Origin of the sequence: Cellulomonas sp. SLBN-39 (assembly GCF_006715865.1) — a bacterium.
In the GTDB taxonomy this organism is placed as follows: Bacteria; Actinomycetota; Actinomycetes; order Actinomycetales; family Cellulomonadaceae; genus Cellulomonas.
Genome location: NZ_VFOA01000001.1, coordinates 2,276,525 through 2,294,133, shown reverse-complemented (window position 1 = coordinate 2,294,133; position 17,609 = coordinate 2,276,525). Strand labels below are relative to the sequence as shown.

Sequence of the window (17,609 nt, the reverse complement as noted above, 5' to 3'; positions counted from 1 at the left end):
CACGCGGCTCGGCGGGTCCCTCGTGGTACCGGCGTCCTCGCGCGGGCGGCTCCCGCCCCGAGGAGTCCCCATGCCCGTCCCGACGCCACCGGCCCTCTCGTCGCCCGCCCCCCGCACGTCCGACCTCGGCCGCCCCGACGTCCTCACGCTCGACGACGTGCTGGCCGCCGACCCCGGCCGTCACCGCGTCCTGACCGGGGACCGGCCGACAGGCGCGCTGCACGTCGGCCACCTCTTCGGCACCCTGCAGACCCGGGTCGCGCTGCAGCGGCACGGCGTCGACACCGTCGTCGTGGTGGCGGACTACCAGGCGGTCGCCGACCGCGACGACGTGGGCGACCTGCCCTCAGCGGTGCGCGACGTCGTCCTGGACCAGCTGGCCGCAGGCCTGGACCCCGAGGCGACGACGTTCTTCGTGCACTCGGCCGTGCCGGCGCTGCACCAGCTCATGCTCCCGTTCCTGTCGCTCGTCTCCGTGGCCGAGCTCGACCGCAACCCGACCGTGAAGGCCGAGCAGGCGGCCTCGGGGCGGGCGCTGTCGGGACTGCTCCTCACCTATCCCGTGCACCAGGCGGCGGACGTGCTGTCGGTGGGCGGGACGCTCGTGCCCGTGGGCCGTGACCAGCTCCCTCACCTCGAGCTCACGCGCACGGTCGCGCGACGCTTCAACCGCCGGTACGGCCGCACGTTCGACGAGCCGAGCGCGCTGCTCTCGGACGCCCCGCTGGTGCTCGGCACCGACGGGACGAAGATGAGCAAGAGCCGCGGCAACGCGATCGAGCTGCGCGCCGACGCCGACACGACGGCCGCCGCGCTGCGGGGCGCGCGGACGGACTCCGAGCGGGTCGTCACCTACGAGCCCGACCGGCGGCCCGAGGTGGCGAACCTCGTGCTTCTGGGAGCGCTGGCGTCGGGCCGGACGCCGCAGGACCTCGCCGCGGAGGTCGGCGCGGCTGGCGCCGGCGTGCTGAAGAGGTTCGTCACGGACGCCCTGGTGGACACCTGGCACCCCTGCGGGCCCGGCGCGCCGAGCTTGCGCGCGACCCGTCGGTCGTGGACGAGGTGCTCGCCCGCGGAGCGGAGCGCGCTGCCGCTCTGGCCGGCGCGACGCTCGCCGACGTCCGCCGTGCCATGCGGCAGACGCCCTGAACGGTCAGCCGCGGCGACGACGCCCGACGAGGGCGAGGACGACGCCGAGCAGGACCACGCCGACCGCGCCGCCGAGCACGCGCCACGGGTCGAGGCCGGTGCGCGCGAGAGCGGCGGCGACGGCGGCGCCTGCCGTCCCGGGGCTGCGGTCCGTCCCGCCGCCGGAGGGGTCGCGGGACGCCTCGACGGACGGTCCCGAGGGCTGGTCGGACGCGTCGCCGGACGCCCCGCGGAAGGTCACGCGCAGGATGCCGTCGACGTCGGCGAGATCGTCGGAGACGACGTACGTCACCGTGACGACGCCCACGTACCCGGCTGCCGGGGTGACGTCGAGGAAGCCGTCGGGGCGCACGCGTACGCGCGCGCCGGCGTCGGCGGTCGCGGACGTCACGGCGAGCACCTGGTCGCCGTAGCCCGCCTCGACGTTGGCGTCGGAGTCGTTGGCGAGCACGTCGACGCCGGTGGCGGACGCACCGGCCACGACCGTGACCGCGTCGGCGCGGGCGACGGGCGGCGTGTTGGGCACCGTGACCGTGAGCGTCGCCGTGGCGGTGGCGCCGTGGCCGTCGTCGACCGTGCAGGTGAGCTGGTCGACGCCGAGGAACCCGGGGGTCGAGCGGTAGCGCACGACCGGGGTCCCGCGGACGGTCACGACGCGCGCCGACCCGTGGGACGGCGCACCGGCCACCAGGGCGAGGTCGTCGCCGTTGTCGTCGGCGGCCCCGTCGAGCACGGGCACGTCGACCCCGCGCACGGGGTCGGCGGTGACGGTGGCGTCGTCCAGGCGCGGTGCGACGTTGAGCACCGTGAGCTCCAGCGTGCCCGGCACGTCGACGACGCCGTCGCTGACGACGTAGCTCACTGTGAGGGTGCCGGACCGGCCGGTGCGGGGGATGACGACGAGCGCACCGTCGGCGTCGACGTGCACGTCCGCACCGTCGGCGGTCGCGTCGGCGACGGTCAGCACCTGGTACCCGAGCGCGGCGTTCGCGTCGACGACGTCCGCCCGCACGGGCACCGTCACCGCCTGCCCGGGTGCGGCGGACGCCGACGTCGCGACGGCCGACAGGTCGGGCTCGGCGTTCTGCACGTCCACGGTGACCTGGCCGGTGGTCACGTCGACCCCGTCGGTCACGGCGTAGTCGAACGTGACGACGCCCGTCCAGCCCGGCGGCGGGGTGTAGCGCACGTTGCCGCGCACCTCCTGCGCGTCGCCGCGGGTCGTGCCGTCGGCGTCGACGGGTGCCGTGACGGAGCCGGGGACCAGCTGCACGGGGTCGCCGTCGTCGTCGACGTCGTTGCGCGTGACGTCGATCGTCACGGTGGTCGACGTCGCGGTCGCCCGCACGTCCTCGGCGGCGGCGACGGCCGTGTTCACGACGCTCACGACGAGCGTGCCGTCGACGACGTCGACGCCGTCGGAGAGCCGGTAGGTGACGACCACGTCGCCGAGGTACCCGGCGGCGGGCTGCACGACGACGGCGCCGCCGGGCTCGACCTCGGCGGTGCCGTGGTCCGCGGCGGCCGAGAGCACGGCGAGCACCTGGCCGCCGACGCCGGCGACGACGTTCGCGTCCCAGTCGTCGTCGAGGACGTCGACGGGGCCCGTGGACGCGCCCCGGGTGGTGGTGGCGGTGTCGGGCACCGCGACGGGCGGGGCGTTGGCCACCTGCACGCGCAGCGTCGCGGTGCCGCTGCCGCCGTGGGTGCGGTCGACGACGGTGTAGGCGACCTCGTCGGTGCCGACGAAGCCGGGGGCGGGCGCGTAGCGGACCCGCTGGGCGCCGACCGGCCCGACGACCTGCACGGTCGCGCCCGACGCGCCCTGCAGCACCGCGTCCGTGACCTCGAGGGCGCCGCCGACGGGTGCGGCGTCGTCGGCCAGCACGTCCACGTCGACGGCCGTCCCCGACGGGGTGGTGACCGTGTCGTCGCCCGCGACGAGGCCGGCGCGGACCGTGACGACGACGGTCGCGGTCGCGGTGCCGCCGCGACCGTCGGCGACCGTGTACGTCAGCTGCTCCTGCCCCGTCCAGCCCGCGGCGGGCGGCGTGTAGACGAGCGCGCCGTCGACGACGTCGGCGAACCCCTCGACGGCGGGGGTCACGGCCGTGACGGCGAGGTCGTCGCCGTCGTCGTCGACGTCGTCGGCCGTCACCGGCAGCGTTCGCGGCGCGCCGCCGGCCACGACGTCGAACGCGTCGTCCGACGCCACGGGGACGGTGTTGGTGACCGTCACGTGCAGCGTGCCGGTCGCGGTGCCCGTCCCGTCGCCGACCTCGTACGTCACGACGAGGTCGCCCACCCAGCCCGGCGGGGGCGTGACCTCGACCCAGCCGTCCGCGGTCACCACGGCCGTCGCACCCGGGTGGTCGACGACCGCGCCGACCACCACGAGCACCTGGTCCCCGAACCCGGCGTCGGCGTTCGCGTCGCTGTCGTCGGCGAGCACGTCCACCGCCACCGGCCGACCCACCGACGTGGTCGCGGCGTCGTCGACGGTCTGCGGGAGCGCGTTCGCGACGTCGACGACCACCGTCGCCGCCGCGGACCCGCCCTGGCCGTCGTCGACCACGTACCGCAGCTCCACGAGGCCGACGACGCCCGGCGCGGGCGTGAACGCGACCACGGGCCGGCCGCCCGCGTCGGTGGTGACCTCGGCGGTGCCCAGCGCCGCGTCCACGTCGACCGACGAGATCGCCAGGTCGTCGGCGTTGGCGTCGGTGTCGTTGGCCAGGACGTCCAGCACGACGCGCTGCGCCGGACCGGCCGTCGCGACGTCGTCGACCGCCACGGGCCCGGCGTTGGCGACGGTGACCGTCAGGGTGCCCGGGACGGTCGCGACGCCGTCGGACACGTCGACGTGCACCGTGACCGGACCCGCGTACCCGGCGTGGGGCGTCACGCGCAGGCGCCCGTCGGGCAGCACCGTCACGTCCGCGTGGTCCGCAGACGTGGCGACCACCGACAGCTGCTGGTGGCCCGCCGCGACGTTCGGGTCGACGACGGACGCGAGCACGTCGACGTCGAGGGCCTCGGCGGGGCCGGTGCTCCGGCTCAGGTCCGCGACCTGCGGGTCGGCGTTGAGCACCGTGACGCGCAGGACGCCCGGCACGGCGTCCAGCCCGTCGGAGACCTCGAGGTCCACGCGGACCTCGCCGACGAACCCCGGCGCCGGCGTGACCACGAGCCGGCCGTCGTCGTCGACGAGCACCGTGGCCCCCTGGTCGGCGGTCGCGTGCACGACCTGCAGGGTCTGGTGGCCGGCAGCCACGTTGGCGTCCTGCACCGCGTCCAGCACCGGGACCGTCACCGGTGCGTCCGTCGGGGTGCTGGCCAGCGCCTCGGGGACGACGGGCACGTCGTTGAGCACGACGACCGTGGCCGTGCCCGCCGCGGTGTCCGTCCCGTCGCCCGCGAGGTACGTGAACGTCGCGGTGCCGGCCCAGCCCGCGGCGGGGGTGACGAGCACGACGCCGCCGTCGACGCGTGCCGTCCCGCGGGCCGCGCCCTGCGCGTCCACGAGGTTCGTCACCCAGACCAGCGTGAGCGGGTCGCCCTCCGGGTCGAGGTCGTTCGCGAGCACGTCGAGCGGGACGTCGACGGCCGACGTCGGCGTGGTCAGCAGGTCCGCGACCGTCACCGGACCGTTGTTGAGGACCTCGACGCGCAGCGTGCCGTCGACCACGGCCACGCCGTCGGTCAGCCGGTAGGTGACCTGCACCGTGCCGACGAACCCGTCGGCGGGTGCGACCGTCAGCGTGCCGTCGGGCGCGACCGTCGCCGTCGCCCCCTGGTCCGCCGTGGCGTCCAGCACGGCCAGCGCCTGCCCGCCGGAGCCCGCCGTCACGTTCGGGTCGGAGTCGTTGGCGAGCACGGGCACACCGGCGACCGGCACGCCGGCCCGGGTGCTGGCCGTGTCGTCGCGCGCCACCGGCGGGGCGTTCGTCACCGTCACCGTGACCGTCGCCGTCGCGGTGCCGCCCCGGCCGTCCGCGACCGTGTACCCCACCTGCTCGGTGCCGACGAAGCCCGTCGCCGGCGTATACCGCACGACCTGGACGCCGCCGACCGTCGCGACCGCGACCGCCCCCGTCGCCGTGCGCCGGTCCACGCCGACGACCGTCAGCGTGTCGCCGTTCGCGTCCGCGTCGTCCGTCAGCACCGGCACGTCCACCGGGGTGGCGTGGCCCGTGGTCGCCGCGTCGTCGCCGGCCGTCGGGGCGGTGTTCGTCACCGTCACCTCGACGACGCCGACGGCCGTGCCGCCGCGGCCGTCGCTGATCGTGTACGGCAGGGTGACGAGGCCGTCCCAACCCGTCGGCGGGGTGTAGCGGACCCGGCCCTCGGGCGTGACCGACGCCGACCCGCGCACCGCGCCGCCCGGGCCGGTGGGGCTACCGACGCCGGTCACGGTCAGGGTGTCCCCGTCGGCGTCCGTGTCGTCCGCGACGACGTCGACCGTCACGGGTACGCCACCGGCGGGCACCGTCGCCGTGTCCGGGTGCGCCACCGGGTCCTGGTTGAGATCCACCGACGTCACGGTGACCACGGCCTCCGACGTGCGTCCCCGCTGGTCGACGACGAGGTAGCCGAACGTGTCCGTGGCACCCGCCGGCAGACCGCCTGGCGGCTTGGTGTACGTCACCCGGCCGTCGGCCACGGAGACCGTGCCGCCCGCAGGCGTCGCCAGGCCGCCGGACATGACGACGTCGTTGCCGACGGCCACGCCCCGGACCGCGAGCACCTCGTCGTTGGGGTCGGTGTCGTTGGCCAGGACGTCCACGGGCGTCGCTGTGCCCACCGGGACGTCCGTGTCCAGGTCGAGCGCGTCGTCGACGGCGACGGGCGCGTCGTTGAGCACGTCGACGCGCACGACCGCCGACGTCACGTTCCCGTCCGCGTCGGACACCGTGTACGTGAACGCGTCCCGACCGGAGAAGTCCGGGTCCGGGACGTACCGGACCGTGTCCCCGACGACCGTGGCCGTGCCGTGCGCCGGCGCGGTCACGCCGACCACCGTGAGCGCACCTCCGCCGGCGGCCGACGCGCCGTCGAGCACCGCCACGTCCGCGCCCGGCCGGCCCGGCGCGGGCGTGAGCTCCACGAGGTGGTCGACGAGCGTCGGGGCGACCGTCTCCTGCCCCTCCTCGGGGTATCCGTCCTCGTCGCCGACGCGCAGCAGCGCGGTGTTGCTCACCGAGCCGCCGACCGTCCCCGAGACCGCGCCCGTGTACGACAGCTGGGCGACGTTGACGAGGTCCTGGTCGAGGGCGGCGTCGTCGTCGACCACGACCGAGAACGTGAACCAGCGGAACTCGAGGTCACCCTCGCCGTCCGTGCCCGGCATGTCACCGACGTGCACCTCGAGGTCGCCCCCGCCGGCCGACCGGTAGCGACCGCCGTCGCCGTCCGGCGCCCCGCGGTCGTCCTCGTCCGTCAGCGGGACGCCGTCGAGCGACATGCTGCCGGGCAGGTACGTCGTGCCCGTCGGCACCGCGTCCCGCAGCACCGGGTCGACCGCCGTGTCGAGCCCCTCGTTGAGGAACACCATCCCGTACTCGATCGTGTCCCCGGCCCCCACGACACCGTCCGCGTCGGCCTCCGGGTCCCACGCGGCCCACTTCACGAGCGAGACGCTGGGTTCGTAGAGCTCGGTCTCGAACGTGACCATGCCGACCCAGTACTGGTCCTGCGTGGTCGTGGCCCGCAGGGTCGCGCTCGTCGCACCGTTCGCCAGCACGCCGTCCGCGTCGAACGTGTCGATGTCGAGGCCGAGCTGGTTGAAGTACAGGGGGTCGCGGCCCTGGTCGACCATGGAGCCGCGCTGGCTGATCGTCGAGTTGAAGACGTTGTCCGGGTCGCCCAGCACGTCGGTCAGCGCGTGGCCGTCGACCGAGAAGCTGTCGCCGGAGATGCCCCGGTCGCCCTCGTACGTGACCGCGCCCAGCGTGGAGCGGACCTCGCCGTGCAGCGGGGTGCGGAACCCGTCGACCGTGAACTGCACGTCGCTGGACGCCGCGGCCTCGACCTCCGCGAACCCCCGGAAGACCGTGAGGTTGCGCATCGGCTGGTACTCGTCGGCGACCACGACGACCAGCGACCAGCCGGCGAACCGGCCGATGTCGTTGCGCGTGGACTGCACGTTGCCCACGGTGTACGTGCCGGACCCGGCGGACGTGACGACGTCGGTGACGTCGAGGTACCCCTGGTAGCCCTCCGTGCGGGACGTCTGCGCGAGGTGGTCCGCCGTGACCGTGCGCCCGGGCAGGTCCGTGCCGGACTCGCTGTCCACCGCCAGCCACGCCCGGTGCCGCAGGTCCGGGTTGCTGCCCGTCGCGCTCGTCTGCGACGTGCGCCCGCCCCAGACCAGCGCCGCGAACCGCACCGTCGAGCTGTCGGCGATGTGCAGCGACGCGCTCGACGAGCTGAACGTCGTCGACCCGTCGGCGAGCACGTCGACGTACGCGCCGGACGAGCTCGAGGAGAAGTCCGAGTTGTCCGCCGACCCGCCGGCGTCCTGCTGCGCCGCCGGGCAGGACCGCACCCGGGAGCTGCACGTCATCAGCGTGTTGCCCGTCATCACGATCGCGCCGTGCTCGTTCGTGGAGTACACGGGCACGAACGGGTCGTCGACGTCGGCGCGCGCCGGGGCGGCCGCGACGAGCTGGGTCAGCACCACCACCGCGGCGGCCAGGGCCGCGAGGAGGGCACGGCTGCCCCGACGGACGTGCTGCCGAGCGGGCATGCGTGGGGCTCCCGAGGACGAGGGGGTGTCCTCGTCCTCATCGACCGCCGCCCCGCCTCACATGGACGACCGACCAGATGATCACCCGCCCCGGCGGGGTGAAGTCGGAGCGCGTGGCGGACGCACCGGGCGGAACCGGTCGCCGCCGGGGCGGCCGCGGCCCGGGCACGGGCGAGGCCGCGGACGTCGGGGGGGGAGGGACGTCCGCGGCCTCGCGGGGCCGCACGGGGGGTGTGCGGCCGTCGGACGGTCGCCCGGGTCGTGCCCCGGGCGACCGGGTCACCAGGTGGTGTTGCGCGCCATCTCCAGCGCGATCTCCTGCCACCACGCACCGGCGGTGGGGCCGCCGTTGCACGTGCCGTCGGACTCGCCCGGGCGCTTGATCCACAGCAGCGCGTCGAGCGCGGTCGCGTCGTTCACGACGGTGGGCCGCTCACCGAGCGCGCGACCCCGGGGGTTGCACCACTCGCCGTTCGAGCCGTTGCCGTTGCGGGACGTGTCGATCACGTAGGGCGCGCCGCCGGCGAGCCGGGACACCTGCTCGCCGTACGTGCGGGTCTCGGCCGTGGTGCGGTAGTTCGACGTGTTGAGCGCGAAGCCCTCCGCGTAGTCGAGACCGACCAGCTGGAGGCGGCGCGCCGTCTCCTGCGCGGACAGCCACGCCGAGTGGCCCGCGTCGATGTACACGCGACCGCCGTGCTCGGTCAGCACGCGTGCCGCGTAGCGCAGGTACCCGATCCGGTCGCCCTGGCCCTGGCAGTCGCCCAGCTGGGCGAGCGCGTCGGGCTCGAGCACGATCCAGGGACGCCCCTGGATCCCGTCGGCGACGGTGTCGATCCACCGGGCGTACTCGGACTCGGCGACGCCGCCGCCCGAGTAGGAGCCGCAGTCACGGCCGGGGATCGCGTAGACCACGATCACGGGCGTCGCACCGGCGGCCTGCGCGCGTCCGGTGTAGCTGCGCACGTCCTGCTGGATCGTCGCCGCGGGAGCCCAGTCGCCGATCCAGAACGCCTGCGGCGTCTGCGCGATCTTGGCCAGCAGCGTCTTGTTCGTGCCTGACGCGGCCTGCCAGGCCGCGTACGCGGCCGTGGTCGGGTCGGTGTAGAAGGCGCTCGTCGCGGGGACCGTGGGGGTCGGGGTGGGTGTGGGCGTCGCCGTGGGGGTCGGGGTCGGCGTCGCCGTGCGCGTCGGGGTCGGCGTGGGCGTAGGCGTGGGCGTGGGCGTCGCCGTCCGGGTGGGGGTCGGCGTCGGCGACGTCACCGCGCCCGTGCACGGGGTCCCGTTGAGCGTGAAGGACGTCGGCGCCGGGTTGCTGCCCGACCACGAGCCGTTGAAGCCGAACGACACCGACGCGTCCGTGGCGAGGCGACCGTTCCACCCGAGGTTGGAGACCTGGACCTGCGAGCCCGTCCCCATGACGGAGCCGTTCCACAGCTGGGTGATCCCCTGGCCGGCCGGGAAGGACCAGGCGAGGTTCCACGACGTGAGCGGGTCGCCCAGGTTCGTGATCTTGACGTCGGCGCCGAAGCCGCCGGGCCACTGGCTGGTGACGGTGTAGTCGACGCGGCATCCGGGCGCGGCCTGGGCCGCCGTCACCGACGCCGCCGTGACCACCCCGGCCAGCAGGGCGCCGGCCGTGGCGACGGCCGCGACCTTGCGGCGTGTCGTCGTGAGGCGGGTGAACATGGGTGCTCCTCAGGTTCGGGTGCAGGGCGAGGCCGGCGGTTCACCCCCAGGGAACCTGATCCGACGCGTCCTGGCGACCCCTCCGAGCAAGTCCTCACAGATCTGTCATGTGCGCGGCCCGGCCGCACCGCCCGCCGGCTCAGGCCCGCGGGTTCCCCGGGCTGCGCCGCCGGGCACGCTGCACCCGCCGCACCCGGGCGTGCTCCAGCGCCGCCAGCCGGGCGTCGGCGCGGCGCGCGTGGTGGGCCGCCTCCCGCTCCAGGCGCCGCCAGCTGTCCAGCCGCCGCGCGGGCAGGTCGCCGTGCTCGACGGCGGCCAGGACGGCGCACCCGGGCTCGGCGTCGTGCGCGCAGTCGGCGAACCGGCACCGCTGCGCGAGGCCCGCGACGTCGGCGAACGCCGCGGCCAGGCCGCCCGCGTCGGCGACCAGCCCGACGCCGCGGATGCCGGGGGTGTCGACGAGCATCGCCCCGCCGGCGAGCGGCACGAGCTCGCGGTGCGTCGTGGTGTGGCGCCCACGCCCGTCGGCGCGCACCTGCGACGTCGTCATGACCGGGGCGCCGGCGAGCGCGTTGACGAGCGTGGACTTGCCCGCACCCGAGGGCCCGACGACGACGAGCACGACGCCGGGGGCGAGGAGGTCCCGGACGGGCTCCAGGCCCGTGCCCTCCTGCACGCTCACGGCGTGGACGTCCACGCCCGGGGCCACCGCGGCGACGTCGTGGCGCATGCCGGCCGGGTCGGGCACGGCGTCGGCCTTGGTGAGCACCACGACGGGCCGGGCTCCCGACCGCCAGGCGAGGGTCAGCAGGCGCTCGACACGGCCCAGGTCGGGGTCCGGGTCGAGGTGCTCGACGACGAGGACGACGTCGACGCCCGCGGCGAGGACCTGCTCGTGGGAGGTGCGGCCCGCCGAGTCACGGACGAGGACGCTGCGCCGGGCGTGCACGGCCAGCACGTGCAGCTCGTGGCCCGCCACGGCGAGGTCCACACGGTCGCCGACCGCGAGGGGGCTGCGCGTGCCGTCCGGCAGGGGCGCGGCACCGTCGCGGTCCACGACGGCCCGGCGCGGCTCGGTCGTCACGTCGTCGACGGGGACGACGAGCACGGCGCCCCGGTCGACGCGCACGACGAGGTGGACGCCGGCGGACGTCGCGCCGGCGGGCGGGACGGGCACGGCGTCGGGGGCTGGGGCGGACGACGGGACGGGCTGCACCCGCCCGACGCTAGGCGCGCCCGGTCCGCCAGGCGACGCCTTTTCGCCGGCGCCGCCGCGGGCCCGCGGTCACTGCTCGAGGTACGTCGACCCGCCCGGCACGCCGAAGACGTCCTCCAACGACGTGCGACCCTCGGCGTGCATCCAGCCCGCGAGGTCGCGGCCGACCCAGCGCAGGTGCCACCCCTCGGGCGAGTACCCGGTCGTCTCGGTGTTCTCGGGCGTGTAGCGCACGAGGAAGCCGTGCTCGTGCCCGTGCTCGGCCACCCAGAGCCCTTCCGCGGTCTGCGCGAAGCACGTCTGCAGGTCGCACGAGGGGTTCGAGCCGGAGTCGACGTCGAGCGCCAGGCCCGTCTGGTGCTCGGAGAAGCCGGGGCGGGCCGAGTACCGCTCGGCGTGCTCGAACCCGCGCCGCTGCTCCACGGCGGCCCGCGCCGCGGCCTGGCCGGCGAAGGAGCGGTAGCCGTCGCGCGGGAGGATCTCGACGCCGTCGGCGGCAGCGGCCGCGAGCATCGCCTCGAGGTCCGCGGCGACGTCCGCGCGCACCTGCACGCCGTCGACGGCCACCAGGTCGTCGGGAGCCCAGTCGCTGGGGGTCAGGGGGTGCTGCTTGTTGACGATCACCCACGGGCTGGCGGGGTCGGTCGTCGAGTACGCCGTGAGGTCGAACCCGACCTCGGCGGTCGTCGGCTCGGCCTCCGGCTCGGGCTCGGGGGCCGTGTGCGTGAGCGCGCCGGCCCACGCCTCGACCTGCGCGACGGGCGTGGTGCCGCCGCCCTGCCCACCGCCGGCGATCCCCCAGGTCACGAAGGCCACCGCGGCCAGGGTCGCGACCGTGAGCACGCTCACCACCGCCGTGCGTCGAGATCCGCGTCGCTGAGCCACGGCTGCATGCTAGGGCGGACCGGGACGATCTGGCCCGAACCGGACGGATGTCCACCCGTCCGGCGGTGCGCCGGTGCACCCTCCCGGGCGACGGACGGGCTCGTCGGGGCACGGCGCCGGCGGGCCGTGCCCCGAACGAGCCCCGACGTGCCGTCAGCCGAACAGGCGCGGCAGCGTCGCCTCCCACACCTCGCGGGCCTCGTCGAGCGGCACGGTGAACAGCCCGCGCACCTCGACCGCCGGGACGTGCGCGTGGTCGCCGTCCTCGGCGGGCGTGCCCGCACCCGGGGAGCACGTCTCGGCGGTCTCGCCCAGGCGCAGCGCCGGCACGCCCCGCGCGGTGCACAGGTCGAGCAGGCGGACCTCCTCGGACCGGGGCACGGCGACGAGCACGCGGGCCGTCGACTCCGACAGCAGGGCCTCGAAGGGCGTCAGCCCGTCCCGGGCGCACAGCGCGTCGAGGTCGACCTGGACGCCGACGCCGTACCGCAGGCTCGACTCGAGCAGCGCGAGGGCCAGACCTCCCTCGGACAGGTCGTGGGCGGCGTCGACCAGACCGTCCCGTGCCGCCTGCGCGAGCACCTGCGCCAGGCGGCGCTCGGCGTCGAGGTCGACCCGCGGGGGCGTCCCCCCGAGGTGCGCGTGCACGACGTCGGCCCACGCGGACCCGTCGAGCTCGGGGCGCGTCGTGCCCAGCAGGTACACGGCCTGCCCCGGTGCGCGCCAGCCGGAGCGCACGGCGTCGGCGACGTCGTCGATCACACCCAGCACGCCGACGACGGGCGTCGGGTGGATCGCGGAGTCGACCTGGCCGGGCTCGCCCGTGCCGTTGTACAGCGAGACGTTCCCGCCGGTCACCGGCACCTCGAGGGTCTGGCACGCGTCGGCCAGCCCGCGGATCGCCTCGACGAGCTGCCACATGGAGTCGGGGTGCTCCGGGCTGCCGAAGTTCAGGCAGTCGGTGACCGCGAGCGGGCGCGCGCCGGTCGTCGCGACGTTGCGGTAGGCCTCCGCGAGCGCGAGCTGGGCGCCCGTGTACGGGTCGAGCTTGCCGTAGCGGCCGTTCGCGTCGGTCGCGAGGGCCACGCCGAGCCCCGTCTGCTCGTCGACGCGGACGACCCCCGCGTCGTCGGGCTGGGCGAGGGCGGTGTTGCCCTGCACGTAGCGGTCGTACTGGTCCGTCACCCACGCCGGCGACGCGAGGTTGGGCGACGCGAGCAGCCGCAGGACCGTCTCGCGCAGCTCGGCGGGGGTCGACGGGCGCGCGTACCGCGCCTTGCCCTCGGGGGTGCTGACGGAGTCCGCGACGAGCGCGTCCTGCCACGCGGGCCGCGCGTACGGACGGTCGTAGACGGGGCCCTCGTGCGCGACCGTGCGGGGGTCGACGTCGACGATGCGCTGGCCGTGGTGGTCGATCGTGAGGCGCCCGGTGCCGGTGACCTCGCCGATGACCGCGGTCTCGACGTCCCAGCGCCCGGTGATCGCGAGGAACTCGTCGAGCTTCTCGGGGCGGACGACCGCCATCATCCGCTCCTGCGACTCCGACATGAGGATCTCGCCCGCGGTGAGGGTCGGGTCGCGCAGCAGCACGGCCTCGAGGTCCACGTGCATGCCGCCGTCGCCGTTGGAGGCCAGCTCGCTGGTCGCGCACGAGATGCCCGCGGCGCCCAGGTCCTGGATGCCCTCGACGACCTTGGCCGCGTACAGCTCGAGGCAGCACTCGATGAGCACCTTCTCCATGAAGGGGTCGCCGACCTGCACCGACGGCCGCTTCGAGGGCTTGGTGTCGTCGAACGTCTCCGACGCGAGGATCGACGCCCCGCCGATGCCGTCGCCGCCCGTGCGTGCACCGAACAGCACGACCTTGTTGCCCACGCCCGAGGCGTTGGCCAGGTGGATGTCCTCGTGCCGCAGCACGCCCAGGCACAGCGCGTTGACCAGGGGGTTGCCCTGGTAGGACGCGTCGAACACGAGCTCGCCGCCGATGTTCGGCAGGCCGAGGCTGTTGCCGTACCCGCCGACCCCGGCGACGACGCCGTGCACGACCCGGGCCGTGTCGGGGTGGTCGACCGCGCCGAACCGCAGCTGGTCCATGACCGCGACGGGGCGGGCACCCATCGAGATGATGTCGCGCACGATCCCGCCCACGCCCGTCGCCGCGCCCTGGTAGGGCTCGACGTACGACGGGTGGTTGTGCGACTCGACCTTGAACGTGACGGCCCAGCCGTCGCCGATGTCGACGACGCCGGCGTTCTCGCCGATGCCGACGAGCAGGTGCTCGCGCATCGCGGGCGTCGTCTTGTCGCCGAACTGGCGCAGGTGCACCTTCGAGGACTTGTACGAGCAGTGCTCGGACCACATCACCGAGTACATCGCGAGCTCGGCGGCGGTCGGGCGGCGGCCCAGGATGTCCCGGATCCGCTGGTACTCGTCGGCCTTGAGGCCGAGCTCGGCCCAGGGCTGCTCGGCGTCCGGCGTGGCCGCAGCCTGCTCGACGGTGTCGGTCCGGTGGTGCGGGGCGTCGGGGCGCGCAGGTGCGGTGGTCATCGATTCCCTCGGTGGGGGCTCGGTCCCGGGGACGGGCGGGGCCCGGCCGGTCCCGCGCCGGGGTCGGCAGACGGGAGCAGCCTACCGGCGCCGCGCGCGGCCCGGACCCGCCCGTCCGCGGCAGCCGCACGCGACGACACGCCGACGACGCGCCGTCCGAGATGCACCGCTCGCCACGCTTCGTCACCGATCGACCCCGTTCGGCCCGGTCTGCCCGCTACCCTGCCGACACTCCCCTCCATGCCGGGTGACGTGCACGGACGTCATCGCCGGCACCCGCACGCCCGAGACCAGAGGTCCCATGCACTCGCGTCACGTCGTCGTCGTCGTAGCCGCCTCCACCGTCGTCGTCGCCGCCGTCGGCACCACCGCGCTCGCCGGGGGCTCGGACTCGCCCCCGCCGTACCGGGTGACCGACGAGGCGCTGGTCCTGCCCGCGGGCCGGACCTTCGCCGAGCACTTCGACGTGAACATCCGCTACACGCGCCCCGACGGGGGCGGCTCCACCACGCGCAACGTGCACGTCGACGGCGGGCTCAACGCCGACCTCGAGGGCACGTCGACGCTGACGTGGTCGCGGGCCGCGCTGCCCGCGGACGCGTGCATCACGTGGGTGCAGGTGCACGGGTTCGACGAGCACTTCGGCGAGGGCGGCCAGGCCCCCGTCTGCCGCACCCCGGAGCCCACGCCGACGCCCACGCCCACGCCGGTGCGGACCCCCTCCCCCGAGCCGACGCCGACGCCGACGCCCGAGCCCACCCCGGAGCCGACGCCCGAGGTCACGCCCGCGCCGGAGCCGACCCCCACGCCCGAGCCCACCCCGACGCCCGAGGTCACGCCGGAGCCGACGCCCGAGCCCACGGTCGAGCCCACGCCCACCCCGGAGCCGACGCCCGAGGTCACGCCCGAGCCGGAGCCCACCCCGACGCCCGACGTGACGCCCGAGCCGACCCCGGAGCCCACCCCGGAGGCGACGCCCGAGCCCACGCCGACCCCCGAGCCCACGCCCGTGGCACCCGAGGAGACCCCGGCACCCACGGCCGAGCCCACGCCCGCGCCGACTCCGGAGCCCACCGTCGAGCCCACGCCCGCGCCGGAGCCCACACCCGTGACGCCGGAGGAGACCGTCGGCCCCGAGCCGGTCGAGGAGCCGACGGTCGAGCCCACGGTCGCGCCCGAGGAGCAGCCGTCGGCCGAGCCGACGCCCGCCGCGGCGGCGTCGACCCCGACGCCGAGCCCGAGCTCCACGTCGGACGTGCTGTCGGCGACCACCGGGACGCAGGCCGCCGCGCTGTCCGACACCGGGGCGCGCGCGCTGCCGATCCTGCTCGCGGCCGTCGCGGCCGTGGCCGTCGGCGGGGTCCTGCTGGTCCTGCGGCGTCGGGCCCGACGCCAGGGCTGAACGACCGGCCCGCCCGGGCCACCACCACGCGCGTGACGTCTGCAGCCCCACGGAGCCCGGCCCGGCCGCCTCCGTGGGGCTGCGGCGCACCCGGCCACGCGCGACCCCGGGGTCGCCCGAGGGTCGCGGACCTACCGGGGGAAGATCGCGAGCAGGTCGCTGACCAGGGCCGTCGACTCCTCCGGGTGCCGCAGCGGCCCGTCCGGGTGCACCTCGTAGCGGTTGCGCCGGCCGACCCGGGTGCGGCTGAGGTAGCCGGCGTCCTCGAGGTCGCGCAGGATGCTGCGGGCCGCCCGCTCGGTGATCCCGACCCGCTGGCTCAGCTCGCTGAGCAGGACGCCCGGCTCGCGGGCGACCAGCACGAGGACGTGCCCGTGGTTGCTCAGGAAGGTCCACGCGCGCTCGTCCCCGGCCACCCGCCGCACCCTAGCGCGTCACGTGACGAGGCCCACTCTTTACCGGCACTCCATTACCGGTATCTTGCTTCCGACGAGTGGCGCACCCGCGCGCGCTCACGGTCGGGAAGCCCCAGGAGGCCCGGTGGACCTCAGCACGGTCAGCAACCTCACGGATCCGGCGATCCTGTTCTTCTTCCTGGGCCTGCTCGCCGGAGCGGTCCGCTCGAACCTCGAGATCCCGGCGCCCGTCGCCAAGTTCCTGTCGCTCTACCTGCTCGTGGCGATCGGCTTCAAGGGAGGCCAGGCGCTGGCCGAGACCGGCGTCACCGGCTCCGCGGTCCGTGTCGTCGCCCTCGGCGTCACGCTCGCCCTGCTGATCCCCGCCATCGGCTTCGTCGTCCTGCGGCGCCGCGTCAACGCCTTCGACGCCGCCGCCGTCGCCGCGACGTACGGGTCGGTCAGCGCCGTCACGTTCATCGCGGGGTCCCAGTACCTCGCCGCCCGCGGGGACGACGCCGGCGGGTACCTCACCGTCGCCCTCGTGCTCATGGAGTCCCCCGCGATCATCATGGCGGTCCTGCTGGCCTCCTGGGCGCGGTCGCGCCAGCGGGCCGCCGAGACGTCCACCGGCACGTCGCTCGCCGTCGCGCACGGCGAGCCGCAACCCGCACCGCTGCCCGGCACCGCGGCCGCGCACGCGCCGGTGGCGACCGCGTCGCCGCCCGCCCCACCCCTGTCGATGAGGGGGATCCTGCACGAGGCGCTCACCGGCGGACCCCACCTGATGCTCATCGGCTCGCTCGTGGTCGGCGCGGTCTCGGGGCCGGCCGGCGGCGCGGCGATGACGCCGTTCGTGGACCACGTCTTCACGGGCCTCCTGGCGTTCTTCCTGCTCGAGATGGGACTGCTCGTCGCGCGCCAGCTCCGCGAGGCCCGCGACGTCGGCCCCTTCCTCATCGGGTTCGCCCTCGGGATGCCGCTCGTCGGCGCGTCGCTCGCCCTGACCCTCGGCAGCATCGCCGGGCTCCCGGTGGGCGACCTGACGCTGCTCACCGTCCTCGCCGCGAGCGGGTCGTACATCGTCGTGCCGGCCGTCGTCCGCTACGCGATCCCCGAGGCACGCCCGTCGCGCTACCTGACGATGGCGCTCGCCGTCACGTTCCCGTTCAACATCGTGATCGGGATCCCCCTATACCACGCCGCCGCCCAGGCCCTGGTCGGCTGAGCCGAGGAGACGCCATGCAGGACGTGAAGCGGCTGGACCTCGTCGTCGAGTCCCGCACCGCCGGGAGGTTCCTCGACGCGCTGGACGCGCTGGGCCTGCCCCACCGCACCGTCGTCCCCGGCGTGTACGGGACGGGCCAGCACGGTGCGCGGGGGACCGACCCCTTCGCGACCTTCGACAACACCTACGTGATCGTCGCCGTCCCCCCGGACCGGGTCGACCAGGTCGTGGATCAGCTGCGCGGGCTCCTGCACGAGGTCGGCGGGATGTGCCTCGTGCAGGACGCGCAGTGGGTGTGAGCGGGCCACCCACCACCCCGGCCGCTCCCCCGGGGCGTCGCCGGTCCCCCG

9 protein-coding genes and 1 pseudogene are annotated in these 17,609 nt (G+C 75.6%); 4 read left to right on the top strand and 6 right to left on the bottom strand.

What is annotated here, in order from left to right; all coding sequences use genetic code 11:
• The first annotated feature begins 70 nt into the window (after positions 1-70).
• A pseudogene (gene trpS / locus FBY24_RS10590) lies at positions 71-1,149 on the top strand (tryptophan--tRNA ligase).
• A 4-nt stretch (positions 1,150-1,153) separates the two neighbouring features.
• Here trpS and FBY24_RS19000 read toward each other — a convergent pair.
• The 5 genes from FBY24_RS19000 to purL all read right to left on the bottom strand — a co-directional run bounded on the left by FBY24_RS19000 (position 1,154) and on the right by purL (position 14,234).
• Complete coding sequence (locus FBY24_RS19000; protein WP_160158491.1) at positions 1,154-7,897, bottom strand: S-layer family protein; 6,744 nt, start codon at positions 7,895-7,897, stop codon at positions 1,154-1,156.
• 279 nt (positions 7,898-8,176) lie between these two features.
• Positions 8,177-9,586 (bottom strand): glycoside hydrolase family 6 protein, encoded by a 1,410-nt coding sequence (locus tag FBY24_RS10550; protein WP_142160421.1) that lies wholly within the window; start codon positions 9,584-9,586, stop codon positions 8,177-8,179.
• 139 nt (positions 9,587-9,725) lie between these two features.
• Positions 9,726-10,802: a ribosome small subunit-dependent GTPase A gene (rsgA, locus tag FBY24_RS10545; protein WP_255432341.1), complete on the bottom strand. Its 1,077-nt coding sequence runs from the start codon at positions 10,800-10,802 to the stop codon at positions 9,726-9,728.
• A gap of 69 nt (positions 10,803-10,871) precedes the next feature.
• Entirely contained in the window at positions 10,872-11,687 is an 816-nt protein-coding gene (locus FBY24_RS10540) for a M15 family metallopeptidase (protein ID WP_142160419.1), read from the bottom strand.
• A 153-nt stretch (positions 11,688-11,840) separates the two neighbouring features.
• Positions 11,841-14,234: a phosphoribosylformylglycinamidine synthase subunit PurL gene (gene purL / locus FBY24_RS10535; protein WP_142160417.1), complete on the bottom strand. Its 2,394-nt coding sequence runs from the start codon at positions 14,232-14,234 to the stop codon at positions 11,841-11,843.
• Between the two features lie 301 nt (positions 14,235-14,535).
• On the opposite strand from purL, the gene FBY24_RS19120 reads away from it, so the two are divergent.
• Positions 14,536-15,636 carry a hypothetical protein gene (locus FBY24_RS19120; RefSeq protein ID WP_186343258.1) on the top strand — a complete coding sequence of 367 codons (1,101 nt, stop codon included), beginning with the start codon at positions 14,536-14,538 and terminating at the stop codon, positions 15,634-15,636.
• Positions 15,637-15,767: 131 nt separating this feature from the next.
• Here the strand turns inward: FBY24_RS19120 and FBY24_RS10525 are convergent, their stop codons facing one another.
• Complete coding sequence (locus FBY24_RS10525; RefSeq protein WP_142160415.1) at positions 15,768-16,052, bottom strand: winged helix-turn-helix domain-containing protein; 285 nt, start codon at positions 16,050-16,052, stop codon at positions 15,768-15,770.
• Positions 16,053-16,176: 124 nt separating this feature from the next.
• Between FBY24_RS10525 and FBY24_RS10520 the strand changes: the two genes are divergently transcribed.
• Both FBY24_RS10520 and FBY24_RS10515 read left to right on the top strand, forming a co-directional pair.
• Complete coding sequence (locus tag FBY24_RS10520) at positions 16,177-17,259, top strand: sodium-dependent bicarbonate transport family permease (protein ID WP_142160413.1); 1,083 nt, start codon at positions 16,177-16,179, stop codon at positions 17,257-17,259.
• Positions 17,260-17,273: 14 nt separating this feature from the next.
• The gene (locus FBY24_RS10515; protein ID WP_142160411.1) at positions 17,274-17,558 is read left to right on the top strand and encodes a hypothetical protein; all 285 of its coding nucleotides are present in this window, start codon (positions 17,274-17,276) and stop codon (positions 17,556-17,558) included.
• Positions 17,559-17,609: the final 51 nt, after the last annotated feature.

Coding starts and splice junctions, on each gene's coding strand:
- FBY24_RS10515 (WP_142160411.1), top strand. CDS start 17,274: ATGCAGGACGTGAAGCGGCTGGACCTCGTCGTCGAGTCCCGCACCGCC.
- purL (WP_142160417.1), bottom strand. CDS start 14,234: ATGACCACCGCACCTGCGCGCCCCGACGCCCCGCACCACCGGACCGAC.
- FBY24_RS10550 (WP_142160421.1), bottom strand. CDS start 9,586: ATGTTCACCCGCCTCACGACGACACGCCGCAAGGTCGCGGCCGTCGCC.
- FBY24_RS19000 (WP_160158491.1), bottom strand. CDS start 7,897: ATGCCCGCTCGGCAGCACGTCCGTCGGGGCAGCCGTGCCCTCCTCGCG.
- FBY24_RS19120 (WP_186343258.1), top strand. CDS start 14,536: ATGCACTCGCGTCACGTCGTCGTCGTCGTAGCCGCCTCCACCGTCGTC.